The sequence below is a fragment of the Brevibacillus sp. SYP-B805 genome (genome assembly GCF_011059135.1).
GTDB lineage: Bacteria > Bacillota > Bacilli > Brevibacillales > Brevibacillaceae > Brevibacillus_F.
The window spans coordinates 353,105-375,712 of sequence record NZ_JAALGD010000001.1; the positions used below are offsets into that span (position 1 = coordinate 353,105).

The following is a 22,608-nucleotide window of genomic DNA, read 5'->3' on the forward strand; positions in this document are numbered from 1 at the left end:
TTACCTCCTCCCGTACTGCCGGAACAGGTAATAGACGCCTCCGATAACGGCGAGAATGATGATGACGCCCAGCCACCCCCACAGCACCGATGTTTTCACAGCCACGCGGAATTCGGCATCGGCGGACTTTTCCGGAGCGCTGGCGCTCATGCTGACCACGTAGTCGCCGGCGATCGCCTTGCTGTCGGCCTTGATGGTGGCGGTCACCTCAGCGGATTTGCCGGCGTCCAGCTTGGTGATTTTCTTCGGGTCGAAGGTAACTTCCCAGTTGACCGGCGTGTTGGCGGACAGCTCGATGTCATGCAGGGGAGCCGTCCCCGTGTTGGTTACTTTCAGCTGCACCGTTTTCTGGTCGCCGGCGGTGATATCTGTACTCAGCAGGCCGCTTGGCGTGCTTAACTCCAGGTCATAGGAGCCGGTGATCACCACTTCCAGCTCCATCTGGGAGGAGGTGGAGCCGGACGAGGCTTTTACCGGGATTTTATACGTCCCCGATTTCACTTTTTCCGCCGGGTGGATCTCAATATCGATATCCTTGGTGGCATTGGCATCCACGCTGACGGACGTGACGCTCTTGCCATCCGCCTTGAACTGCACATCCCAGCCCTGCGGCGCTTCCGCCGTCATCGCGTACAGCTGCTTTTCCGCCGTGCGGTTGCGCAGCGTCGCTCGATACTGGAAGGTGGAATCGGCGTGTCCCTCCATGTTCGGCTGCTCGGAAGTCAGCTCCGTCTTGAACGTGCCCTGCTCCGAGACCGTCACGGTAAGTGGAAGCGATCCTTTGCCCTTCGCGGTCAGCTGGAAGCGGTACGTCCCTTTGTTGGCGTCCAGCGGGACATCCACCTGCAGGGAGATGTTGCGGGAATCGTTTGGTTTCACCGCCACCTGCTGCACGCTCATGCCGTCAGCCGTCAGCTTGGCTTCCCATTTGGGCGGCAGGTTGGTGACGGCCAGATCGGCCACGTCGATGGCGCCGCCCTGGTTGATGATGTCGACGGAATACTGGATCGATTCTCCCGGGGTTACCGAGACCGTGGGATAAGGAGTGTACAAGGACAATCCTGCGGCGTAGACGCTGCCGCCGCCAAAGGAGGCCAGGCAGATCAGCAGCGCCAACAGCCAGATGATGCGTCTGTTTCCTGCGTTCATGAGATTTCCCCCTCGTGTTGGTGATTTTTTCATTGGGTGATACGCAGCAGAGGGATGGATCGGATTTATGCCCCGCGAAAAGTGCATCCGATTTTTCAGGGGAGCAATTGCAAGAAACGGTGGTTTTTGTTACTTGTAAAGATAGAAAGCATACAGGAGCGGGGAGGGGCAGAGAGTGACGGACCATCATGAGCAGTCGCTGCGCTTGCTGCGCGAGATCGGGCAGGGCTCCGCAGCTGCCTTTGAACAGTTTTACGAGCAATATGCGGCGCTTGTGTACCAGATCGCCCAGCGAATGATGGGCGATCCGATGGAGGCGGAAGATCTTTGCCACGATATTTTTCTGGAAGTGTACCGCACGGCCGGCCAGTATGACCCCGCTCGGGGGAGCATCGAAGCGTGGCTGGCCGTCAAGACGAGATCCCGCTGCCTGGATCGGCTGCGCCGGATGAAGCGGGACCGTTTGCACGATTGGGATGCCGCCGGGCTGCCGTGGACGGCTTCGGAGAGCAGCCCGGAGGAGCAGGTGCTGAAGAAGCTGGAGCGGGAAACGGTGCGAGAAGTGCTCGACACCATCCCGCAGGCCCAGCGGGAGGCCGTCTATGGCATGTACTTTCAGGCGAAATCGCACCGTGAGCTGGCAGAGAAGCTGGAGAGGCCGCTCGGCACGGTGAAATCGCTGATCCGGTACGGGTTGATCAATGTGCGCAAACAGCTGAATCAACTGGGCTGGCTCGCCCCTTCGGGAGGTGCAAAGGAACGTGAATAAGGCTGTCTGCGGCTGGCTGGAAGAGGATGCCGTCGATTTTGCGCAGGGCAGATTGGCGGAAGGGAAGCGGCTTGCCTACCGTCAACATCTGGAAGAATGCGGCCGCTGCGCCTCCCTGGTGGCGGAATGGCGAGCGATCCTGGGGGAGAATGAGGCCCGGCCTGTCCCCCATCCGCGCGTCAAGCGGCGCCTGCTCCGGCGCTACCGGCTCATGGCGGCGCTGGCGTTCGCGGCACGCCGTTTCCGTCCTGCAATCGCGCTTCCGGCTGCAATCGCCGCGGCCTCCCTTCTGCTTGCGGTGACGATGGTTCCGGAGGCGATCCCGGAGCAGCAGCTACGGGAGGAACTGTTCAACCAGAACGCCATGGTTAATCACCCGCGCACCATCATGCATCAGATGGTGCCGGTGGCTTCCACGCCCATCAAGGGGTATGTCTGGACGAACGATGAATCCAACGAAATGTTTATCCTGACCGAAGGGTTGGAGAAACTGGCGGAAAAGGATTACCAGGTCTGGTTCGTTGCGGGCCATACCCGGTCGAACGTGGGTGTGCTGCAGTGGAGAGGGCGGATGGCCCATCTTTATTTTCACGGGATGGAGATGCGGCGGGTGGAAAACATTGCGGTCAGCATCGAACCGAAGGGCGGCAGCCTGTTTCCGACGGGCCCCGACGCGATCGTCGTGAAAATCCGGCACAATCCCCCGCAATCCCCGCTGTCCGAGCAGTGATTCATGTCAACAAAAAAGCTTGACAGTGAGGTGCGAATTGGGTAGTATAGTTATCGTGCTGTAAAGGAAAATGCTTTACAGGGTGGAGCCGAGTACCTCAGCAAAGGATTGGTTCAATGCTCGAAAAAACCAATCAGGTCAATCTCTTGTTTGATTTCTACGCACCGCTTCTGAAAGGCAAGCAGCGCGAATATCTCGAGCTGTACTACCTGGATGATCTGTCGCTCGGCGAGATTGCGGAAATGCATGAGGTCAGCCGTCAGGCCGTTTACGATCATATCAAACGTGCGGAGAAACAGCTTTTCGAGTATGAAGAGAAGCTCCAGTTGGCCAAGAAGCATGAAGAACGGCAGGCGATCTTCACGCAGATGGGCGGTTTGCTTGCGAAGCTTGAGCCAAGCGAGACAAGCCGGACGCTGCAGGCGATGCTGAAGCAATTGACAGAGATGGATTAGGAGGGCTCGCATGGCATTTGAAAGTCTGGCAAGTCGGCTCCAGAACGCTTTCGACAAGCTGCGCGGACGCGGCAAGATCGACGAAACCGCGGTCAACGAAGCGATGCGTGAAGTGCGCCTGGCGCTGTTGGAAGCCGACGTTAACTTTAAGGTAGTCAAAGATTTCATCGCGCGCGTCAAGGAGCGGGCCATTGGCCAGGAGGTGCTGAAAAGCCTCACGCCGGGCCAGATGGTGATCAAGATCGTCAACGAAGAGCTGACCGAGCTGATGGGCGGCAATGTCGCCAGGCTCGCTGCCTCCAACCGGCCGCCTACCGTCGTCATGATGGTCGGTCTGCAGGGGGCGGGGAAAACCACGACGACCGGCAAACTGGCCAAATTTCTGCAGAAGCAGAACCGCAAGCCGCTCCTGGTGGCTGCCGACATTTACCGTCCTGCCGCGATCAAACAGCTGCAGGTCCTGGGCGAACAGGTGAAGGCGCCTGTCTTTACCCTCGGCGACCAGGTCAGTCCGGTCGAGATCGCGCAAAAAGCGATTGAGCACGCCAAGGAAAACCACCTGGACTACGTGCTGATCGACACCGCCGGCCGCCTGCACATCGACGAGGCGCTGATGGAAGAGCTGAAGCAGATCCGCGATGCGGTCAAGCCCGACGAGATTCTGCTGGTGGTGGACGCGATGACCGGTCAGGATGCCGTCAACGTGGCGGAGAACTTCAACGGTCAGCTGGAACTCACCGGCGTGATCCTCACCAAGCTGGACGGCGATACCCGCGGCGGTGCCGCGCTCTCCGTCAAGGCCGTGACGGGCAAGCCGATCAAGTTCGCGGCCATGGGCGAGAAGCTGGACGCGCTGGAGCCGTTCCATCCGGACCGCATGGCGTCGCGCATTCTCGGCATGGGCGATGTGCTGAGCCTCATCGAGAAGGCGCAGGAAGCGGTTGACGAGGAAAAGGCCAAGCAGATGGAGAAGCAGATGCGTCAAGGGGAGTTTACCTTTGACATGTTTCTCGACTCCATGCAGCAGATGCGCAAGCTGGGACCTTTCCAGGACATCCTCGGCATGCTGCCCGGCATGAACAAGATGAAGGACAAGATCCAGATCGACGAGAAGCAGATCGCCCGCGTGGAAGCGATTGTCAAGTCGATGACGAAGGCGGAGCGCGCCAATCCCGATATCCTGAATGCCAGCCGCCGCAGACGGATCGCGGCCGGAAGCGGGACGACGATCCAGGAAGTGAACCGGTTCATCAAGCAGTTTGAAGAGATGAAGAAAATGATGAAGCAGTTCAGCGGCATGGCAAACAAGATGCAGAAGAAACAAAAGAAAAAAGGGATAGGCTTTCCTTTCATGGGAAAGGGCAATCCGGGCGGGAACAACTTCCCGTTTAACTTCAAACCGCCCTTCAAGTGATCCAACCATGTTGAACTCTCTTCGCGCCCGGCTTTCCCGCCGGCTGCGCGATGGTTCAGATATAGCAACAAGCTTCTGCTTTGCATAAATAGGAGGTGAACAAGATGGCAGTGAAAATTCGCTTGAAACGCATGGGGTCCAAAAAAGCACCGTTCTATCGCGTGGTTGTTGCTGACTCCCGTTCTCCGCGTGACGGACGTTTCATTGAGGAAATCGGCTACTACAATCCGGTAGCACAGCCGGCTGTGGTCAACATCGACACAGAAAAAGCGGTAAAATGGATGCTGAACGGTGCGGCTCCGACCGATACGGTCCGCAATCTGCTCTCTTCCGTTGGCGTTCTCGCCAAAGTGAACGAAGCCAAATTCGGCAAGTAAGCTTCTCATCGGGGGGCAATCACATGAAAGCGCTGGTCGAAACGATCGCAAAAGCTCTCGTTGATCATCCTGATGAGGTACGCGTGAACGCGGTGGAGCATGAGCGGGCGCTCGTCTATGAATTGTCGGTGCATCCCGATGATATGGGGAAGATCATCGGCAAGCAGGGACGCATCGCCAAAGCGCTGCGCACCGTGGTGACAGCCGCTTCGGGGGAAACCGGCAAGCGGGTCACGGTTGAAATTGTGTAAAAAAGGCTGGGAGCTGTCCCGGCCTTTTTCGCTTGGAGCGTTGGCTTAGGTTGTCTGGGCTTGGTTGGAGGTCCCACGCGGCACGGCAAGGGCACCGCTCCGCTCGGCGTTAGCAAACGCTGTGCCGAGTGGGCGGAGCTCCGAGCGGGTTTTCACGAAGGGATGTGAGCGGATGCTGACCATTCATCGTCCGGTGAAGGTCAAGGTGATCTTGACCGAGGCTTCGCGCGAGACGCTGCTTGCCGACTACCGGGAACAGGCGAGACGCCTTGCCCTGGAACTGAAGCAGTGGCAGTTTGAAGGCAGGAAGCTGCTGGCGGAAGCCCGCAAAAAATCAGGCGATGCCGAGAAGCTGGTGCGGGAGCGGGTCGCCCGGGAAGAGCGGCTGCGCAAAGAGAAGCTGGAAATGCTCGAGTTTCAGATCAGGCAGGTCGAGAATCTGCCAGACGGCAGCGAGATCTATCACACCACCGTCGAAAGCAGCATCCAGGTCAAAGTAGGCGATGTCTGGGATGAAATCATGACGGGAACGGAAATCATTCTAAAAGACGGTGTGATCCACGAGATTCGGCAGGGAGGAACATAAAGTGGGCCAAAAATTTTACACGGTAGGCAAAGTGGTCAACACGCAGGGTCTGCGCGGCGAATTGCGCATTGTCTCCACCACCGACTTCCCGGATGAGCGCTTTCGGGTGGGGAACCAATTGTATCTGTTTCATCCGACCCTACCGGCGCCCATCAAGATGGAGATCGCGTCCCGACGGAGCCACAAAGGCTTCGAACTGCTGTCGTTCAAGGGATATCCCACGATCAATGACGTGGAGAAGTTTAAGGGCGGCGAGCTGAAGATCTCGGAGGACGAGCTGATGGAGCTGGAAGAGGATGAGTTTTACATCCATCAGCTGGTCGGCTGCGAAGTGGTGACCGACGAAGGGGAAGAGCTGGGCAGGATCGTGGAGGTTTTGCAGCCGGGGGCCAACGACGTCTGGGTGGTCAAAGGGAAACGCGGCGAAATTTTGCTGCCGTTTATCGATGACTGCATCAAGCATGTGGACGTCAAAAACAAGCGCGTCGTCTGCCATCTGATGGAAGGATTGGTGGAATGATGCGGATTGATATCCTGACGCTGTTTCCGGAGATGTTTCCCGGCGTGCTCGGCTCCAGCATCCTGGGGAAGGCTGCGGAAAAAGGGATCGTGGAATTTCATGTGACCAATTTTCGCGAATACTCCGAGAGCAAGCACGGCACTGTTGATGATACCCCGTACGGAGGCGGAGGCGGCATGGTGTTGAAGCCGGAGCCGCTGTTCCGGGCAGTGGAAGCCATTGCGGGCGACACCAGGCCGCGTGTCATCCTGATGTGTCCGCAGGGCAGGCCCTATACCCAAAAGATCGCGGAGGAGCTGGCGAAGGAAGAGCATCTGGTCTTGATCTGCGGCCATTACGAAGGATACGATGAGCGCATCCGCCAGCATCTTGCGACCGATGAGATTTCGATCGGGGACTATGTGCTGACCGGCGGCGAGCTGGCGGCGATGGTGGTGATCGACAGCATCGTCCGGCTGCAGCCGGGGGCGCTCGGCAACGAAACGTCGGCGGTGACCGACTCGTACACCACCGGCCTGCTGGAACATCCCCACTATACCCGACCGGCGGAGTTCCGCGGCTGGAAAGTGCCGGATGTTCTGCTGTCCGGCCATCATGCCAACATCGAGCGGTGGCGGTTGAAGGAATCGCTCCGCCGCACGCTGGAGCGGCGGCCGGAGCTGCTGGCGCGGATCGAGCTGACGGAGGAGATGCGCAGGCTGCTGCAGGAGATCGAACAGGAAAAAAACACGGGCGGTCACCCGGATTGACTCTTGTAGTCAGGCTGCCATTGTGTTAATATACATCTTGTGGCATTTTTGCCTGCTGACTAAGGCGGTCCGCTACCCGCATATCGGCGATTCGCAGCCGACGCTGCCAAGAGGCGGGTATGAACGTCTGATCGGAAGGAGGGAATTGAGATGAACCAAGTGATCCGTGAATTGGAAAAGGAACAAATGAGACAGGATATTCCTGCATTCCGTCCCGGGGATACGGTACGCGTACACGTAAAGGTTATCGAGGGTCAGCGCGAACGGATTCAGCTGTTTGAAGGCATTGTGATCCGCCGCCGCGGTACCGGTGTCAGCGAGACCTTTACCGTGCGTAAAGTGTCTTACGGTGTAGGGGTGGAGCGTACGTTCCTGCTTCACTCTCCGAAGTTTGACAAGATCGAAGTGGTGCGCCATGGTCGCGTACGCCGTGCGAAGCTGTACTATCTGCGTGAGCGCGTTGGCAAAGCTGCACGTATCAAGGAAATTCGTCGCTAATCAACCGATGAAGATAGAAGAAGGGGGCCTGGATTCCAGTCCTCCTTTTTTCAAATCCATCGGTTTTTCCGGGATAACAGCGCACGAAGCGGGAGGAAAATAGGGATGAGCGAAGAGGTAACCGCGCGCCAGGGCAAGAACGAAGCCTGGGAATGGATCAAAGCCCTGGGGATCGCCATCGTCTTGGCCGTTTTGATTCGCAGCTTTTTATTCGCCCCCTTCATCGTGGAAGGAGAGTCAATGGAGACCACCTTACATAACGCAGAGAAACTGGTCGTCAACAAGGCGATCTATTACTTGGAAAAACCAAAGCGCGGCGATATCATCGTCTTTCACGCGGAACCCAAGAAAGATTACATCAAGCGTGTGATCGGGGTGGGCGGAGATACGATCCAGGTGAAAGATGACGTGCTGTACATAAACGGGAAGCGGGTGGATGAGCCGTACCTGGCCCAGAACCGGGAAGAGGCGAAAGCGCAGGGCGTCCCGCTGACAGAGGATTTCGGGCCGGTCACCGTTCCGGAAGGGCAGCTCTTTGTGATGGGGGACAACCGCCTGAACAGCCACGACAGCCGGGCGATCGGGCCGGTCAGCCTCGACAAGGTGGTGGGCCGTTCCGAATTCGTTTTCTGGCCGTACGATCACATCCGCATGACACGCTGACCGATTCGGACATGCATGTGCGCAACATTCGAACCGGAAGACCAAAGGCAGGTGATTGAGATGAACATCCAGTGGTTTCCGGGGCATATGGCAAAAGCCCGCCGGCAGGTCACGGAGAAGCTGAAGCAGATCGACGTGGTGATCGAGCTGTTGGATGCCAGGCTGCCGCTCTCCAGCCGCAACCCGATGATCGATGACATCGTTTCCGGCAAGCCGAGGCTGATTCTGCTGAACAAGGCGGACCTGGCCGATGTCGAGGTAACGGAGCAGTGGATCCGTTATTTTAAAGAGAGCGGCATGCGCACCCTGCCGATCGATGCCCTGAGCGGCAAGGGGGTAAACAAGCTGCCGGCATACTGTCAGGAGCTTGCCGCAGACATGCTGAACAAACGGAAAGAGAAGGGCATGCAGGCAAGAGCCGTCCGCGTGATGATCCTCGGGATTCCCAATGTGGGCAAATCCTCCCTGATCAACCGGCTGGCCAAACGCGCGGTGGCGCAAACCGGCGACCGCCCGGCCGTCACGAAGGCGCAGCAATGGGTGAAAATGGGGGACAGCCTGGAGCTGTTGGATACGCCGGGGATTTTGTGGCCCAAGTTTGAGGATCAGATGGTGGGACTGCGCCTGGCCGCGAGCGGCGCCATCAAGGATGAGCTGCTCGATTTTACGGAAGTGGCGCTGTATGCCTTGAGCTATCTGATGCACTATTACCCGGACCGGCTGCTGGAGCGCTACAAGCTCGCCTCGCTGCCGGCAGATCGCGTGGAAATGCTGGAAGAGGTGGCGAAGAAGCGCGGCTGTGTGATGGGCCGGGGAGAGATCGACTACGACAAGGCGGCGGAGCTGTTCCTGCGCGAACTGCGCTCCGGCAAGCTCGGCCCCATCTCGTTGGAAAGACCGGTTGACTGGGAGATGGAACACCCGATCGGGAAGCCGGTAAGCCTCTCAGAGACTGAATAACCAGGAAATCCGTCTGTCTGTCCGGATAGGCGGGTTTTTTTCCATAAGGAGAGAAAACGGTCAATGAATATCGCCGGAATGTCGATAACGGAAATACGGGAACTGATCGAAAAATTGGACGACATCCCCAAAGATTTTTTAGAATGTTTACGAAAGGATACCCGCAAAGGGGTTATGGCGCTGACGCGGCAGCTTCAGGCGCGGCAGGAGCGGCAGGCGAGGCTTACCGCCATGTGGGACGAGATGAGCCGGACGGAGCTGATGCTGTATGCACAAGGGAAACGGCATCTGTTCGGGATAGACGAGGTGGGCCGGGGGCCGCTGGCGGGTCCTGTGGTGGCCGCTGCCGTATGCCTGCCGCCTGATTTCCGGCTGCTCGGGCTGAACGACTCCAAAAAGCTGCCGCCAGACGTCCGGGAAGCGTATTACGACGTGATCATGCGCGATGCGCTGGCCGTCGGGATCGGCATGGTGGACGCACCGCGCATCGATGAGATCAACATCCTGGAAGCGACGCGCGAAGCGATGCGGCAAGCGGTGGAAGCGGCCGGGATCACGCCCGATGTCTGCCTGATCGATGCCGTCCATGTGCCGGGGCTTGCCTGCGAGCAGCTCCCGATTATCGGCGGAGACGGGAAAAGCGTCTCCATCGCGGCCGCCTCCGTCATAGCCAAAGTGACCCGCGACCGGCTGATGGCCGAATACGCCCGCATCTACCCGGAATACGGCTTCGAGAAACATGCAGGCTACGCGACGGAAGAACATTTGCAGGCGTTGGAGAGATTCGGCCCGACGCCCATTCATCGCCTGACCTTCGGCAGAGTGAAGGAGCGGGCATAAACGGACCCAGAAAGGGGATGGGAAACGTGTTGCAAACCACACCGTTGATGAGCGCGCTGCTGAACCGCAATGTTGCTTCTTCGCCCAGACAGGTGGAGCTGTCGCCGGGACAGGTGTTTAAGGGAACCGTTCTGAAGCTGTATCCGGACAAGATGGCGCTTGTCCAGATCGGTGGCATGCAGGTGCACGCCAGGCTGGAAACCAGCCTGGAAGAAGGGCAGCAGGCATGGCTGCAGGTGCAGCCCTCAGACGGCGCGGTCACGCTGAAAGTGATCAGCGCCCATCCCCAGGAAACGGCGGATGCCTCCTGGCAGGGGCTCCTCCGTTCGCTTGGGCTGCCGGATACGCCGGAGAACAGAAGCCTGGTCAAAGCGTTGGTGAATCAGAACCTGCCTGTCACCAAAGACGTGCTGCAGGCATTTGCCTCCATCTCCAAGGAGCTGGGAGGAAGCGATGGCACCATCGACGCATTTATCCTGGCCATGCGGCGCCATCTGCCGCTGACCCCGGAGACGGTGGGCGCGCTGAAAACATTTCTCTCCGATCAGCCGCTTACATGGGCAATCCGCCGCTTCCTGACCGAAGCGGAGCGGTTTTTGCAGCAATCGGCTCCCCAACCCGGGAACGGACAGAAGCCGCACAGTTCGCAGGCCGTGCCCGCCAACGTCAGGGATGCCGTTCTGGCGCTGACCAAGGAAGTGAGCAGATTGCCGCTTGCCTTCGGTGACGAAGTATCGGGCGAGCTTACTCCGCAGCCATCCTGGGGAGGCCCCCCTGTGCAGGAAGACGGGCAGCCTCTCCCTCCAGGAGCGGGACAGGCGGGAAGTCCGCAGGCCGATACCCGGACGCTCCTGCAGCCGCCCCGACCGGCGGACGGGCAGCCGCAGCCCGGACAGCCGGCAGCCACAGCCGCTCGGCCTGCGCAATCAACCGATGGACAAAGCCATCCAGCAGGATTTGGAACGCGGCCGATGCCGACTGCCCCCTCCGCCTTCCCCGATGTACAGGGCGATGCCGGGACGCCATCCCCGGACAACACTGGAACGGCATCCGGGAGACATGTGCCGCAGCCAAGCCCGGGACAGGGCGGGGAGCGGATGGCATGGGCCGTGACGAACCATCCGGCAGCGGCTGTGGTTCAGGGGATGAGCGGAGGCCCCGTCACGCCTGCGGAAGGGACCACCACACACGCGGAAGGCACGACCGCGCCCGCCGACAGCTTCGCTGCCCCTGCCGACGCCCCTGCTGCTCCCGCCGACGCAATCGCGAAGAAAGAGAGCGTTTCTCCACAAGGGCGGGAGCAGGGAGAAGAGCAGGCGGCCGCTCGCCCGGTGATGCAGGAGCGACAGGAACCGGTGAAATCCGCTGCAGGCGATCGGCAGCAGGCAGCTGTCCCTTCTGTATCGCCTGAGTCCGGCAGCAAAGGCGATCTGCTGAAAGAGCTTTTTCATCGCCTGGGCGTCTCGCATGAACGTGAACTGATCGCACAAAACATAAGGGCAGCATCCGCCGACGCCAGGGCAGGCGCCCATCTGGACAGCATCAAGCCGCTTCTCTTGCAGCTTGCGCAGGAATATGCAGACTCCCTTCCCGCCAGCCTGAAGGAAGCGGCGGAAACGCTGGTCAAGCAGATAACGGGTCAGCAGTTGATGATGCTCCAACCGCCGGCCCAGGTGCTGTCCCAAGTCGTGATGCAGATTCCTGTCCGGATGGAGAACGGGGAAGATACGGCCTATGTGCAGATCGAGGCCAAAAAAAGGGAAGACGGGCAGCTTGATCCGGACAACTGCCGCCTCTTTTTCCATCTGGATTTGGATCGGTTGGGCATCACCATGATAGACGTAAGCATCGTCAACCGGATCATCAACCTCCAGATTTACAATGACCAGCCCTGGCTGGAAGGGCTTGTGCAGCAGAGCAGGGATCAGGTAGCCGGATCGCTTCGTGAAGCCGGCTACCATCTCTCCGGATTGCGCGTCCAGCCCATCCCTGAGCTGAAAGCCGGCACGCCAGCGCTCTCCGCGAGGGAAGGCCTGTACACTCCCTACAAAGGAGTGGATATCCGCATATGAAAAAAACGGATGGACAAAAAGAGAACAAACGCAAGCAGGCTGTCGCCCTCCGCTATCGCGCGGGTGCGGAGGAAGCGCCCCGTGTCGTGGCCAAAGGATCAGGATATGTGGCGGAAACCATTATCAAACAGGCGAAAGAGCACTGCATCCCCATCCAGGAAGATCCCTCCCTGGTGGAGGTGTTGGGCAAGCTTGATCTGAACCAGCAGATTCCCCCTGAGCTGTATCAGGTGGTTGCGGAGATTCTTGCGTTTGTTTATCGCCTGGACAAGGCGGGCAGATCGCGGTGAGCCATGCCAGAAAGGCGTTGGGCAAATGGGGGGAGGATCAGGCGGTGATGTACCTGCAGCGGAAAGGACTTGAGATCATCGCCCGCAACTGGAGAACGGCACAGGGGGAGATCGACCTGGTTGCCCGCGACGGACGGACACTGGTCTTTGTTGAGGTGCGGACGCGGTCCGGACAAGCGTTTGGATTGCCGGCAGAATCCGTGGACTGGCGGAAACGGCGCAAGCTCAGGGAGATGGCGCTTTGTTACCTGCAGAAGGAAGGGGTGCGATCGTCTTCCATCCGCTTTGACGTGATTGGCGTCTTGTGTCAGAAAGGAAAGAACTCCGCAGAGATCATCCATGTTGAGCAGGCATTCTGACCCGAATCACCCTCAACTTTTAGGCTGCCCATTGGGGATACGTCTACAGCAGAGCGGCATCCGTACGCGTAGTATGTTAGTGTACTCGGCGCGATGAAACTCCTCCAAACATCATCATTGAGCCTTCCTTGCTCCAAGGGAAGGCTGTTTTTTTTGCGTCCCCCGCTGTCTTTTCCTATCGTAATGGGTAGAGAGGAGAGAGGGAGATGTACGCACAGACGTTCTCGGGCACGGTTCACGGCATTGACGGCATGGTGGTAACCGTGGAGGTGGATATCGCCAACGGCCTGCCCCAATTTGACATCGTCGGGCTTGGCGGTTCGGCGATCAAGGAAGCGCGGGATCGCGTGCGCGCCTCCCTGCGCAACAGCGGCTTTGATTTTCCCATGCAGCGGATCACGGTCAATCTGGCCCCTGCCGATCTGCGCAAGGAAGGCTCCGGCTTTGACTTATCCATAGCCCTGGGGGTGCTGCTCGCTTCCGGCCAACTGGAACGGAGGAAGGAGCAGATCCTGATTCTGGGCGAAATGGCGCTGGACGGCACCCTCAGGCCCGTATCGGGCGTGCTGCCGATCTTGTTGGAAGCGCAAAAACAAGGGTTTACCCATGTGATTCTGCCGGAGCAGAACAGGGAAGAAGCCGCGCTGGTCGATCTCTCCGTCCTGCCGGCCAGGAGCCTGCAGGATGTGGTGCGATGCTGGTCGGGGAAAGAACTGCCTGCTTCAGCTGACGCCGACACGGAGAAAACCCGCACGGTGACGTTGGCCGAACTGGATGGGAAGCGGAAGGCTGCCCATGATTTTGCCGATGTCATAGGCCAGGCCTATGTGAAACGGGGACTGGAGGTGGCGGCGGCCGGCTTTCACAACGTACTGCTGGTCGGCCCGCCCGGATCCGGCAAGACGCTGCTGGCCCATTGTCTGCCCACGATCATGCCGGAAATGAGTATGGCTGAATCTTACGAGGTGACCAAAATTTACAGCATCGCCGGTCACCTGACCAAAAGGAGCGGTTTGATCCGCGAGCGGCCGTTTCGCGCTCCGCACCATACCGTTACGGCCGCAGCGCTGGCGGGAGGAGGAGCGCAGATTCCGCGCCCCGGTGAATGCAGTCTGGCACATGGCGGCATTCTCTTCCTGGACGAGATGCCGGAATTCTCCCGCCATGCGCTCGAAGTGCTCCGGCAGCCGCTGGAGTCAGGGCAGGTGACGATCGCCCGGGCGAAGCAGGTGTTTACCTACCCGGCTCGTTTCTTGCTGGTTGGCAGCATGAATCCATGTCCCTGCGGCTTCTACGGCTCCCGCGACCAGCGCGAATGCACCTGCACGCCGCAGCAGATCCAAAAGTATCGGTCGAAATTGTCCGGCCCGCTGCTTGACCGGATCGACCTGCATTTGGAAGTTCCCCGGGTGCCGGTAACGCTGCTGCAGGAGCGGCCGCAGGCGGAATCGTCCGAAGAGATCCGCTGCAGAGTAGAAGCGGCGAGGGCTATTCAATGCGAGCGTTACCGGCACCGCCCCGGCGCTCCTTTCAACAGCGCGATGAACGGAGAGGAGCTGCGCCGGTATGCCGGCCTGGACAGAGAGGGGCAGAAGCTGCTGCAGCTCGCTTTTGAAACGCTCGGCCTGAGCGCCCGCGCCTACAACCGGATCGTCAAGGTGGCCCGCACCATCGCCGACCTGGGGGGAGCGGAGCAGATCGAGGCCGCCCATGTGGCGGAAGCGATCCGGTATCGGGCGCTGGATCGTGGGGTGGTGGGATGAGAATGGTGCAGAGATTGCGGTAGGGAAGAATTCAACACGAATGTGAAGTGACTGTCTGGCCGAACGGTGTTTTTGACCCCTCCAGCTTTACAATTATTGATTTGACCCGACAACTGGATCATACGGATTTCGCCATTTTTGTGTTCCATCCCGACAACGAAATGAATAGTAGAGGGGAGCAATCTACGGCGGTAAGGGACAACGTTCTGTTTGAATTTTGATTGTTCATCGGTCGTCTGGGGGTGGAAAGGGTATTTTATGTTCTTCCGCGGAGTAAAAGGAACAGAATCCACATACCGACTGATTTAATTGGAGTTACATCGGGCATCTACGAAGATGACTGACGAGACGGTAACCTGGTCTCAGCAGTCAATACATTTTGTAACCAGTTCCGTAGGATTGCAGATCGACTTGGGCCATTGAACAATGTTCATTTGACGGAAAGAGTAAATAAACTCGAATCTCATGCACGTTTTCTGTATTATTTGTTGCAATGGTCGAAGAGATCCGACATACAATACAATCAGATCATGTCTGCTTTTAAAGGCGAGTTTGAAACGGTTCCGCCGTTCAACAAAAAGAAGGCTGTGACGTTATTCCGTCTTACGGATGACGAAAAGGGACTGGAGCAGATCGGGTGTGCGGGAATGGTTAGAGACGAGAAGGTTTTCTTTTCTCTGGACCATAACGAGAACCACCCGGAAAACCAAAGTAAAGAGTTTGGATGCAAGATGAATTCATCTATACTCGACGGATTGCTGATCGATATGTAATTTATTTCCATCTACTGGCGGACCAAACCGTTATTTGTAGGCTTCGATGAAGAGTTTTATAATGTAAATGAGGACATTTTGAGCTCACTTCATTAGTTCTTAAAAGGAGAGGCGATTGTATGAATAGAGCCGAGATCGCCAAAAAAGCGGTGGAAAAACGCAGAAACTCGGGGAAACTTATGTAAATGTTCGCTTTGTCGGTCCTTCCGTAACAGGCTCCCCTTACTTTAGAATCGTGGCATCGGGTAACGGAAAAGTGGAGTATGGTCCTCCGAGCTATGTAAAAAAGCGTTAAGTCGTAACAATTCAGCCCATCTTGTAAGGAGATGGGCTTTCTTATGTTCGACGGGTAGTCGCGTCCTCACGCGTAAGTGCGTGAGGCACTATTATATACAGGAGTCACGTTATGTCAACTCCGACTTATATTGCCCACAATCGCTGGTTTAAAATTGACCCACTCCGGCGATTATTTGTTTTGGTAACAAGGGGGGCGCCATAGGCATCTGTTCTCTTCTTGACATGAAGTCGGCAACTGTTTTATTTTCTCACGCGAAAAACTGCTCTACATCGATGTGGGCGTGGAGCTTGGGTACCCCAGGACGGCCGGTCACGAGAAGAGTGGACGGAGGAGAAGCGGCAGCGCCACTCTAATACTGGATGGACAGGACGAGTAGTAGCCGGATTGAGATTGAACGAAAAAACAGTTCTGGAACCGGTGGCCGGACGCTTCCCGGACATATTGGAGGATGAGGACGAGATCGCTCTCTCTGAAATGGCTTGTTCACAAGTGATCGCGTCAGAAGCAGCGATTGATTACTAACTGGTTTGCAGTGGAGGCAGTGGACGGGGAAAGAGCATTGTTTTTGTTTTGATTCGCCATTCGGAAATGATCCTGATGGGATTTTTTCATCACATAGGTACTCGTATAAGCAGCTTCCATCCACTGTCTCAAAATTAATTTAGGAGGTAGACTGTATGAAAGGATTGGCGAAGTCAGTTTTAACAATTGTATCACTCATTTGTCTTGTGTTAGGAGGTGGTATGGCTCAAGCTTCTACGTCACCAGAAGAAGAAGTCCTTTTTCAAGCAAAAATAAAATCTGAGAAAGAATCGGGATAGGACGGAAGGGTAGCTTTGAGACGACTATGAAATCCAACCTGTTTTGGCGCAAATCGGTGGCCCACCGAACGGCCCGACGTCACCTGCTCCTATCTGTCGAGGGAAACGTGGCGGTTTGATCGAAGGGGCGTCGCATGCGGCTGCTTCTGCCGATCACGTTCTTTCAACTGCTGTGATTGGACGGATATGCTGGTTCGAATTCCAATGAAAAAGCTGCAAACCGTTTGATCTGAAGCCGCGGTTCAATATCGCCCCTGGCCAGCAGATCCCGGACATTCTTGCTGACGGCGGGCACCGCAGAATCGGCCAATTGCGCTGGGGCTTGGTTCCATCGTGGGCACAGGACGAGAAGATCGGCTACAAGATGATCAACGTCCGCGCCGATATGCTGCAGAAGAAGCCAGCCTTTCGGCGAATCAATGAAAATTACCATACACCTTCCCCTGCCTCTTCGACGCTTTGACAACGTCCGGCCGCCAGAAACTTCACAGTTGCACGATTATTACACACCTGGCCGAACGAGGTTGTCGCAAACATCCATTACATAGATACTTCGGCAAGAGGATAATCAAATATTGCTTGATCGAGAGAAATTAAACCCATTTATAGCGTGATCGATTTTTTACTACCATGCACTTCTTTTCATAAAATTTGTATCTAAAAATAACCCCTCTTGCCGGGAATTTTTTAGGAGGGTATTCATTTGAGCGAATTCACGTTTGCCATTCTTGTCAAGGAAGTAAACAAAAGGAAGATAAACAGCGCAGTCCGTAAATGGAAAGCACCTTCTTGCCTGTTTCCCGCCAACGAAACATGGTATGCGGTTGTCACGGAAGATGGAGCGGAAAACGGATCGGAACAGGCGCGACAATTATCGGCTGAGCTGAACACCCATTCGTTTTCCTTCGTCCATGCAGAGGATTACGGATGGCACTATGAGCTGTATGAAAATGGCGAGCCAAAAGGAACGCTGGAGATCAACTATGAAACGTACGATCACAGCAGCATCGACGATGCGAATGTTCCCCTTTTAAAGAAACTGGCCATTGATGAAGTAGCGCTGGGACGCCTGGAGCGCGTTCTTGGCGCCAGAACTCCTCAGGCGGAAGATCTGTTGCACAGCGTTGAGCATTTCAAGCAGGCGTTGGGATTTGAAAAGATTTCCTGGATTTCGTATGAGTACGTGTCCACGATGTCCAAACGCCAGCTTGACGAAATAGGGGCTACCTTCATCAAACCAGTCACAAAGAGATTCTTGGCAGACAAAATTATTGTAGAGGTGTTGGATGAACCATTACGTCACATGGGGTATGTCTATGAAGAACGGCCAGAAATGGGTGACCGGCTGTACTTTGTCAAACGTGAAAACGGCTTTGATTACGGATTGATGATCGATATGACGCAAAAGAATACAATCGAGCCCAGACTCTTTACTCCTCGCAACACTGGGGCAAACATGTTCTACATAGCTATGAGGGGATTAAAAAGCTTCGAGTATGCGAATGAACATGAACTGCGTCAGCACCTTGAGGAAATCGTGCGGGTGTTTCAGCAAACAGGTGATTCGTGGCTGAAAAAGAACAGGATCGGGATCTTTGATGCCAACCCCCTTTATGCAGAGATGGCTGATCGATTCATGGCGGAATACTCGTTTCAACGCATACACATGGATGAGCGTATTCTGTTTGGCGGCAAGGCGATCTACCAAGGCAATCGGATGCAGATTGAATTTACACATTTTCCCCAGATAGCCAGTATCGTTACGTATCTGGTCGAGGAGACAGGGAAAAGGTCCTTACAAGACTTTTTGGTGGAACACAGAGACATACTGCCGGTCGATATCAGAACGATTCATTTCTCATTTAAAAGCCAGGATGAATTTGTACAGGCGCTGGAGCGTACCTTTGATTTTCTGCGTTTTTATTTCAAACAAATACAGGCAGATTGACGGATTTATCGTCAGTCATCGGCGCTGTTGCAGGATGTTGGTCCAGACCAACATCCTGCGCGGGCAACGTAATGCCTGTAAAACCTTTTGGGACGATTTACAAAAAATTTATGACAACTTGATGGAAAATCATTTTCTTTTTTTGCAGGATATGGTATATAGTGTAATTAGTTGGTTGAATGACTAACTCCATAATATGTCTTCCATACATAATCATTCGGGGTGGAGTAAGGAAACGCACTGGAATACACGCAAGGGACTGAGATGAATGGCAAAACCGAACGTCGTTTCCAAACAGGAACTGATTGAAGCAGCCAAGGCGTGCATCGTGGAAAGTGGCTTGGAAAAGCTCACGCTGAAAATGGTGGCTGACAAGGCAAATGTATCGCAGGGGACCGTCTACTACCATTTTCACACCAAAAACCAACTGATGTTGGACGTGGTAAAAGATGTGTGCCTTCGTTCCTGGGAGGAGATGTCGCATACGCAATCCGTCGAATTCGCCGTCCCGGAGGCTTTGAATGCCGCCAAGGAACGGTGCCGACCGGACTCCTTTTTCCACCGGCTGTTTTTGTCGCTGGTTGTGTTTAGTTTCAACAATGAAGAAATCAGACGGGAATTGGGCCAGCTGCTCGCGTTTGAAAACAAGGTGCTTTCGGAAAAGATCCTGGAGCTGATCGCAGACAACCACGCCGATTCCAGCGTAGAGGGGACTGCTGTTCAGACTGGCCGGGAAAAACGGCTGATGGGGGTTTCCACCGAGATCTGGGCGGTCCTCATCAATGCGTTGATTGACGGCCTGGCCGTACAATGCCTGGTCTCTCCCGAATTTGACCGGGATAAAGTGTTTGCCGAATTGGGGGTATTCATTCAGAATCTGTTGGAAAACAAATCTGATTGAGCAGCCAAATCAAGTCTTGGGGGCTGGCTTCATCGTGTGTTCTTCCACACTTCCCTCCAAAGACTTTTTTCCAATATATCTACTCATATTTAGAAAAGGAGATGAGGGTATGTTCTCAGAAAAACTGGGCCTGACCTTGCTGTTCTCGATCCTGGTCTGGTTGGGAGCGACGTTGTTCTTCGTGTTTTTCGGCAGCATGGTGTTGGTCGACCCGTATCAACAAGACTTTTTCATGAGGTTCCTGTTGTTGGAGATCGCGACAGCAGTGGTCTTGTACATCGTCTTTGTGATCTTTCGCAAGCTGGACCCCAGTCCGTATTCCGTGGTGAAGCTGGGGCTGATCGGCAGTGCAGTCGGCTTGATCATCGATGCCTTCGTGTTGTGGAACCGCGACGTGTTTTTTTCGGGATTGTCCAGTGAACAGCTGCTCGCCTTTACGATCTGGATGTCATTTGCCTATGGACTCTACTTGCTGATCCCGCTATTCATGCGAAAAGAGAACAAGTAATTCCAAGTAATTCATTTTAGATAAATCTTGGAGGAGCGTTGAAATTCATCAGCAGGATGAGCGTGATGGAGATTGCTACAAGTTTCATCATTCCACCTCCTCATCGTCACGTTTAGACGCTATAGATTTCCTTTTTGTTACATTCCATCTAAAGAAAAATCGAGTGGTATGTCCACTCGATTCTCTTACCCCGCAACCTGGCGATGCCAACAACTGACGTAACGACGAGGCATCTATGCGATAAGGAGAGGTATCTTCGTGCCGTGGATCACCTTGTAAACGACGCTGCCCAGCAGGATACCGGCGAGCCGGTTGAGGCCGCGATGGCCCATGGCGATCAAGTCTGAGCCGGTTTCTTCGGCAAACGCTTGGATCAGGTGGCCAGGATCCCCGACAGCCACATGGGTCGTATAGGGCAATTGATGAGAGATGAACCGCTGCTCGTATTTCTCGACAACGGATTTGCCGCTCTCCAACAGTTCTGCATCGCTCGTCCATTCCAGGTTTTCCAGGCCGGTGTTCACGATGGGAGGAACAACCACGTGCAAAAGGGAGAAGTGTGCTCCTGTTCTGCGGCCGAGGTTGATGGCTGCCTCGGCCGCCTTCCATGCGTATTCCGACCCATCGACAGCGATGAGGATCTTCCGGAAGGGCCGGGGGTTCATCTTTGCTTCCGTGATCAGTTCCGGTATCAGCACGACGGGAATGGTGAGGCGCTGCAGGGTCGGGTAGCTGACGCTGTGGTGCAGGAAGCTGGAGACGGCACCGTATCCATGCGTCCCCATGATGACAAAGTCATGGTTGTTTTCTGCATAGCGGCAGATGAGCTCATCGGGAACGCCGTACGCGATATGCATGCTGTACGGGATGCCCTTCTTCTCCACCTGCTGCAGGATGGGGGCCATCGTCTTCATCGCATCCTGGTTTTGAATCTCTTTGATCCGCTCGGCACTCAGGTAGTGAACGGTGTGCTGGGCGGGAAAAGGCTGTAACACGTGAAGGAGTGTCAGATGATCTGCTTGTGTGGTCAGCGCCAGGGCGTATTCCAAGGCGCGCTTGGATGGTTCGGAACCATCGATGGGCAGCAAGAAGCGTGTCATGATCACATCCCCTCTCCCCAGTCTAGCGAACGACCAGCACAGCGCATTTGGCATGATGGAGTACTTTGCCGCTGACGCTGCCAAGGAAGACCGATGATACCAGGCCATGGCCGCGGCTGCCCACGACAATCAGATCATACCCTTCTTCCGCAGCTTTTTTACAGATCACCTCCGCAGGATTGCTGCCAGTCTCCGTAGCGTAATCCACACGCGAAGTGTCGGGAAACCCCTTCCACGCCGCGTATGCAGGGGATTCTTCCGGAGGCAGATCAATCTCGGCCGGTTCATACACGACAGGCATATAACCGGTCCCGATTGCCAGCGGGATGTATGGCTGGTGTACATAGAGAAAGGTAAAATGGGTTTGCGGCAGTGCCTGAAAGGCTTCGTGTGTCCACTGCACCGCTATATCCGAAGCGTCCGACCCGTCGACGGCAACCAGTACTTTTTTAAACATTTCTATCAATTCCTCCTCGTACTGAAATCATTCATTTGTGGCTGTTTTCCCGTTTTTCAGGCTGCCGGTTTGCTGGAGGGCTTATGAAACCAGCGGTCGAAAAGCGGGAACAGATAGCGGTCAATCCCGATGGCACCCGTATTGCGTCCGCCGACCAACAGGAAGATCCCGAACAAAATCATCCATGGATTGGAGGAGACGGTTCCGGCCAGCAGAAAGGCGAAGTTCATCACCATTCCAAAGAATCCGGCAGCAGTGGTCAAGCAGCCGAGAATCAAACCAAGCCCCACCAGAAACTCACCCCACGGAATCAGGAAATTGAACAGTTCGACATTCGGCAGGGCAAAGTTTTGCAGAAACGCTGAGTAGATTGGATACACCACTTCATTATGACTGGTGACGGGATGTGCGACAGCGTTCTGCAGGAATTTGGCGGCGCTAAATCCTTCTGCACCAGTCAACTTTCCCCAGCCAGCGGTGAGCCATTCCCACCCAATGTATAAACGGGCGAGTAACAGCAGGACAGAAGCATACACACTGTTTCGTAGCCAATTGACGATCATAGCGGTCATCTCCATCACTTGATTTGATTGGGTCCCTCAATCAAACGCGGTCGTGTTGACCGAGGGCTCACTTTCATTGTAGGAGCGACCGGAGGGCGTTGTATGTAGGGGAGCTCCCTGAAACCCAGGAAAATGTTCCCTGATTTCGGTGGAAAGAAATACCGGGAAAACGGGAAGGCGGCTCAGCCTGGGCAAAAAACGGCCGGGCGTCACGGACGCATTGTTTTAAAGTACGGGAACAGTAATGATAAAATCAGGAGAATTTCCCTTAAGGATAGGGAGTTTCCCGACATACATGTTCGGGGAACTGTTCTATACTTATGCTATTGCGTGAAGAAAGCGGGGCATCTGCAAAACGAACAATCTGGAGGCACGCATGTGACAAACGAGGAAATAGTAACCTTTTTGGAAAGAGCAAGAGTGGAGACACGATCCGACTACGCAGCGTTGGCATATGCGAATGAAAACGGAGAAGTCAAATGGCTGCAAGCTGTGGGGAATCGAAGCAACCGATACAAACGGATGACAACATCCATGCGGCAAGGGATTTTCGGCCGGGTAATCAAGCTTGACAGGCCTCTTGTGATGAATCATCTGTCCATCAGAACCTATCAGGAGATTCAAGATTATGCGATTATCCTGACCGAACAACTGAAATCCTTCATCGCCATACCGCATTATCAGGAGGAGCGTGCCGGTCTTTTCCTGATCGGGAGAAGGACGGATGACATCTACACCGATGAAATATTGAATAAAGCGATTGATCTGGCCAAGACATTTCTGTCATAAAATTG

General features: G+C 55.4%; 28 protein-coding genes. 24 read left to right on the forward strand and 4 right to left on the reverse strand.

Features of this window, described 5'->3' with window-relative positions:
• Entirely contained in the window at positions 1 to 1,149 is a 1,149-nt protein-coding gene (locus tag G3578_RS01775; RefSeq protein ID WP_165208019.1) for a COG1470 family protein, read from the reverse strand.
• Positions 1,150 to 1,324: 175 nt separating this feature from the next.
• Between G3578_RS01775 and G3578_RS01780 the strand changes: the two genes are divergently transcribed.
• The 23 genes from G3578_RS01780 to G3578_RS01890 all read left to right on the forward strand — a co-directional run bounded on the left by G3578_RS01780 (position 1,325) and on the right by G3578_RS01890 (position 19,694).
• Complete coding sequence (locus G3578_RS01780) at positions 1,325 to 1,918, forward strand: RNA polymerase sigma factor (protein ID WP_346773937.1); 594 nt, start codon at positions 1,325 to 1,327, stop codon at positions 1,916 to 1,918.
• Positions 1,911 to 2,648 (forward strand): anti-sigma factor domain-containing protein, encoded by a 738-nt coding sequence (locus tag G3578_RS01785; RefSeq protein WP_165208021.1) that lies wholly within the window; start codon positions 1,911 to 1,913, stop codon positions 2,646 to 2,648. The genes G3578_RS01780 and G3578_RS01785 overlap by 8 nt, the downstream gene beginning before the upstream one ends.
• Before the next feature lie 116 nt (positions 2,649 to 2,764).
• On the forward strand, positions 2,765 to 3,103 hold the full coding sequence (locus G3578_RS01790) for a putative DNA-binding protein (RefSeq protein ID WP_165208023.1): 339 nt from the start codon (positions 2,765 to 2,767) through the stop codon (positions 3,101 to 3,103).
• A gap of 10 nt (positions 3,104 to 3,113) precedes the next feature.
• The gene (ffh, locus tag G3578_RS01795) at positions 3,114 to 4,517 is read left to right on the forward strand and encodes a signal recognition particle protein (protein WP_165208025.1); all 1,404 of its coding nucleotides are present in this window, start codon (positions 3,114 to 3,116) and stop codon (positions 4,515 to 4,517) included.
• Between the two features lie 104 nt (positions 4,518 to 4,621).
• Complete coding sequence (gene rpsP / locus G3578_RS01800; RefSeq protein WP_165208027.1) at positions 4,622 to 4,894, forward strand: 30S ribosomal protein S16; 273 nt, start codon at positions 4,622 to 4,624, stop codon at positions 4,892 to 4,894.
• A 23-nt stretch (positions 4,895 to 4,917) separates the two neighbouring features.
• Positions 4,918 to 5,145, forward strand: coding sequence for a KH domain-containing protein (locus G3578_RS01805; protein WP_165208029.1), 228 nt, complete (start codon positions 4,918 to 4,920; stop codon positions 5,143 to 5,145).
• A gap of 172 nt (positions 5,146 to 5,317) precedes the next feature.
• Positions 5,318 to 5,731 carry a YlqD family protein gene (locus tag G3578_RS01810; protein WP_165208031.1) on the forward strand — a complete coding sequence of 138 codons (414 nt, stop codon included), beginning with the start codon at positions 5,318 to 5,320 and terminating at the stop codon, positions 5,729 to 5,731.
• Position 5,732: 1 nt separating this feature from the next.
• Positions 5,733 to 6,251: a ribosome maturation factor RimM gene (gene rimM, locus G3578_RS01815; protein ID WP_165208033.1), complete on the forward strand. Its 519-nt coding sequence runs from the start codon at positions 5,733 to 5,735 to the stop codon at positions 6,249 to 6,251.
• Positions 6,251 to 7,000, forward strand: a complete 750-nt coding sequence (gene trmD, locus G3578_RS01820) for a tRNA (guanosine(37)-N1)-methyltransferase TrmD (protein ID WP_165208405.1) — start codon at positions 6,251 to 6,253, stop codon at positions 6,998 to 7,000. The genes rimM and trmD overlap by 1 nt, the downstream gene beginning before the upstream one ends.
• A gap of 150 nt (positions 7,001 to 7,150) precedes the next feature.
• On the forward strand, positions 7,151 to 7,498 hold the full coding sequence (gene rplS / locus G3578_RS01825) for a 50S ribosomal protein L19 (protein ID WP_165208035.1): 348 nt from the start codon (positions 7,151 to 7,153) through the stop codon (positions 7,496 to 7,498).
• Between the two features lie 105 nt (positions 7,499 to 7,603).
• Positions 7,604 to 8,161 carry a signal peptidase I gene (gene lepB, locus G3578_RS01830; RefSeq protein ID WP_165208037.1) on the forward strand — a complete coding sequence of 186 codons (558 nt, stop codon included), beginning with the start codon at positions 7,604 to 7,606 and terminating at the stop codon, positions 8,159 to 8,161.
• 60 nt (positions 8,162 to 8,221) lie between these two features.
• Positions 8,222 to 9,121 carry a ribosome biogenesis GTPase YlqF gene (gene ylqF, locus G3578_RS01835; RefSeq protein WP_165208039.1) on the forward strand — a complete coding sequence of 300 codons (900 nt, stop codon included), beginning with the start codon at positions 8,222 to 8,224 and terminating at the stop codon, positions 9,119 to 9,121.
• Between the two features lie 63 nt (positions 9,122 to 9,184).
• On the forward strand, positions 9,185 to 9,961 hold the full coding sequence (locus tag G3578_RS01840) for a ribonuclease HII (protein WP_165208041.1): 777 nt from the start codon (positions 9,185 to 9,187) through the stop codon (positions 9,959 to 9,961).
• Positions 9,962 to 9,987: 26 nt separating this feature from the next.
• Positions 9,988 to 12,033: a hypothetical protein gene (locus G3578_RS01845; protein WP_165208043.1), complete on the forward strand. Its 2,046-nt coding sequence runs from the start codon at positions 9,988 to 9,990 to the stop codon at positions 12,031 to 12,033.
• Positions 12,030 to 12,323, forward strand: a complete 294-nt coding sequence (locus G3578_RS01850; protein ID WP_165208045.1) for an EscU/YscU/HrcU family type III secretion system export apparatus switch protein — start codon at positions 12,030 to 12,032, stop codon at positions 12,321 to 12,323. The genes G3578_RS01845 and G3578_RS01850 overlap by 4 nt, the downstream gene beginning before the upstream one ends.
• Positions 12,320 to 12,682 (forward strand): YraN family protein, encoded by a 363-nt coding sequence (locus G3578_RS01855; RefSeq protein ID WP_165208047.1) that lies wholly within the window; start codon positions 12,320 to 12,322, stop codon positions 12,680 to 12,682. Before G3578_RS01850 ends, G3578_RS01855 begins: the two co-directional genes overlap by 4 nt.
• A gap of 206 nt (positions 12,683 to 12,888) precedes the next feature.
• Complete coding sequence (locus G3578_RS01860; RefSeq protein WP_165208049.1) at positions 12,889 to 14,445, forward strand: YifB family Mg chelatase-like AAA ATPase; 1,557 nt, start codon at positions 12,889 to 12,891, stop codon at positions 14,443 to 14,445.
• Positions 14,446 to 14,492: 47 nt separating this feature from the next.
• Positions 14,493 to 14,666 carry a TIR domain-containing protein gene (locus G3578_RS21340; RefSeq protein ID WP_165208051.1) on the forward strand — a complete coding sequence of 58 codons (174 nt, stop codon included), beginning with the start codon at positions 14,493 to 14,495 and terminating at the stop codon, positions 14,664 to 14,666.
• 1,527 nt (positions 14,667 to 16,193) lie between these two features.
• The gene (locus tag G3578_RS01870) at positions 16,194 to 16,337 is read left to right on the forward strand and encodes a hypothetical protein (RefSeq protein WP_165208053.1); all 144 of its coding nucleotides are present in this window, start codon (positions 16,194 to 16,196) and stop codon (positions 16,335 to 16,337) included.
• Positions 16,338 to 16,611: 274 nt separating this feature from the next.
• Positions 16,612 to 16,800: an SOS response-associated peptidase family protein gene (locus G3578_RS01875; protein ID WP_481752714.1), complete on the forward strand. Its 189-nt coding sequence runs from the start codon at positions 16,612 to 16,614 to the stop codon at positions 16,798 to 16,800.
• Between the two features lie 240 nt (positions 16,801 to 17,040).
• Entirely contained in the window at positions 17,041 to 18,285 is a 1,245-nt protein-coding gene (locus tag G3578_RS01880) for an mRNA cleavage and polyadenylation factor CLP1 (RefSeq protein ID WP_165208055.1), read from the forward strand.
• Positions 18,286 to 18,553: 268 nt separating this feature from the next.
• The gene (locus G3578_RS01885) at positions 18,554 to 19,186 is read left to right on the forward strand and encodes a TetR/AcrR family transcriptional regulator (RefSeq protein WP_165208056.1); all 633 of its coding nucleotides are present in this window, start codon (positions 18,554 to 18,556) and stop codon (positions 19,184 to 19,186) included.
• Between the two features lie 109 nt (positions 19,187 to 19,295).
• Positions 19,296 to 19,694: a hypothetical protein gene (locus tag G3578_RS01890; protein WP_165208057.1), complete on the forward strand. Its 399-nt coding sequence runs from the start codon at positions 19,296 to 19,298 to the stop codon at positions 19,692 to 19,694.
• Between the two features lie 233 nt (positions 19,695 to 19,927).
• Here the strand turns inward: G3578_RS01890 and G3578_RS01895 are convergent, their stop codons facing one another.
• The 3 genes from G3578_RS01895 to G3578_RS01905 are packed head-to-tail and all read right to left on the reverse strand — an operon-like array spanning position 19,928 to position 21,814.
• Positions 19,928 to 20,794, reverse strand: a complete 867-nt coding sequence (locus G3578_RS01895) for a universal stress protein (RefSeq protein ID WP_165208058.1) — start codon at positions 20,792 to 20,794, stop codon at positions 19,928 to 19,930.
• 22 nt (positions 20,795 to 20,816) lie between these two features.
• Positions 20,817 to 21,251 carry a universal stress protein gene (locus G3578_RS01900; RefSeq protein ID WP_165208059.1) on the reverse strand — a complete coding sequence of 145 codons (435 nt, stop codon included), beginning with the start codon at positions 21,249 to 21,251 and terminating at the stop codon, positions 20,817 to 20,819.
• A gap of 56 nt (positions 21,252 to 21,307) precedes the next feature.
• Complete coding sequence (locus tag G3578_RS01905; protein WP_165208060.1) at positions 21,308 to 21,814, reverse strand: DoxX family protein; 507 nt, start codon at positions 21,812 to 21,814, stop codon at positions 21,308 to 21,310.
• A 378-nt stretch (positions 21,815 to 22,192) separates the two neighbouring features.
• On the opposite strand from G3578_RS01905, the gene G3578_RS01910 reads away from it, so the two are divergent.
• Positions 22,193 to 22,603 carry a GAF domain-containing protein gene (locus G3578_RS01910; protein ID WP_165208061.1) on the forward strand — a complete coding sequence of 137 codons (411 nt, stop codon included), beginning with the start codon at positions 22,193 to 22,195 and terminating at the stop codon, positions 22,601 to 22,603.
• Positions 22,604 to 22,608: the final 5 nt, after the last annotated feature.

Coding starts and splice junctions, on each gene's coding strand:
- G3578_RS01775 (WP_165208019.1), bottom strand. CDS start 1,149: ATGAACGCAGGAAACAGACGCATCATCTGGCTGTTGGCGCTGCTGATC.
- G3578_RS01790 (WP_165208023.1), top strand. CDS start 2,765: ATGCTCGAAAAAACCAATCAGGTCAATCTCTTGTTTGATTTCTACGCA.
- ffh (WP_165208025.1), top strand. CDS start 3,114: ATGGCATTTGAAAGTCTGGCAAGTCGGCTCCAGAACGCTTTCGACAAG.
- rpsP (WP_165208027.1), top strand. CDS start 4,622: ATGGCAGTGAAAATTCGCTTGAAACGCATGGGGTCCAAAAAAGCACCG.
- G3578_RS01805 (WP_165208029.1), top strand. CDS start 4,918: ATGAAAGCGCTGGTCGAAACGATCGCAAAAGCTCTCGTTGATCATCCT.
- G3578_RS01810 (WP_165208031.1), top strand. CDS start 5,318: ATGCTGACCATTCATCGTCCGGTGAAGGTCAAGGTGATCTTGACCGAG.
- trmD (WP_165208405.1), top strand. CDS start 6,251: ATGCGGATTGATATCCTGACGCTGTTTCCGGAGATGTTTCCCGGCGTG.
- rplS (WP_165208035.1), top strand. CDS start 7,151: ATGAACCAAGTGATCCGTGAATTGGAAAAGGAACAAATGAGACAGGAT.
- lepB (WP_165208037.1), top strand. CDS start 7,604: ATGAGCGAAGAGGTAACCGCGCGCCAGGGCAAGAACGAAGCCTGGGAA.
- ylqF (WP_165208039.1), top strand. CDS start 8,222: ATGAACATCCAGTGGTTTCCGGGGCATATGGCAAAAGCCCGCCGGCAG.
- G3578_RS01840 (WP_165208041.1), top strand. CDS start 9,185: ATGAATATCGCCGGAATGTCGATAACGGAAATACGGGAACTGATCGAA.
- G3578_RS01850 (WP_165208045.1), top strand. CDS start 12,030: ATGAAAAAAACGGATGGACAAAAAGAGAACAAACGCAAGCAGGCTGTC.
- G3578_RS01860 (WP_165208049.1), top strand. CDS start 12,889: ATGTACGCACAGACGTTCTCGGGCACGGTTCACGGCATTGACGGCATG.
- G3578_RS01870 (WP_165208053.1), top strand. CDS start 16,194: ATGAAAGGATTGGCGAAGTCAGTTTTAACAATTGTATCACTCATTTGT.
- G3578_RS01885 (WP_165208056.1), top strand. CDS start 18,554: ATGGCAAAACCGAACGTCGTTTCCAAACAGGAACTGATTGAAGCAGCC.
- G3578_RS01890 (WP_165208057.1), top strand. CDS start 19,296: ATGTTCTCAGAAAAACTGGGCCTGACCTTGCTGTTCTCGATCCTGGTC.
- G3578_RS01895 (WP_165208058.1), bottom strand. CDS start 20,794: ATGACACGCTTCTTGCTGCCCATCGATGGTTCCGAACCATCCAAGCGC.
- G3578_RS01900 (WP_165208059.1), bottom strand. CDS start 21,251: ATGTTTAAAAAAGTACTGGTTGCCGTCGACGGGTCGGACGCTTCGGAT.
- G3578_RS01905 (WP_165208060.1), bottom strand. CDS start 21,814: ATGATCGTCAATTGGCTACGAAACAGTGTGTATGCTTCTGTCCTGCTG.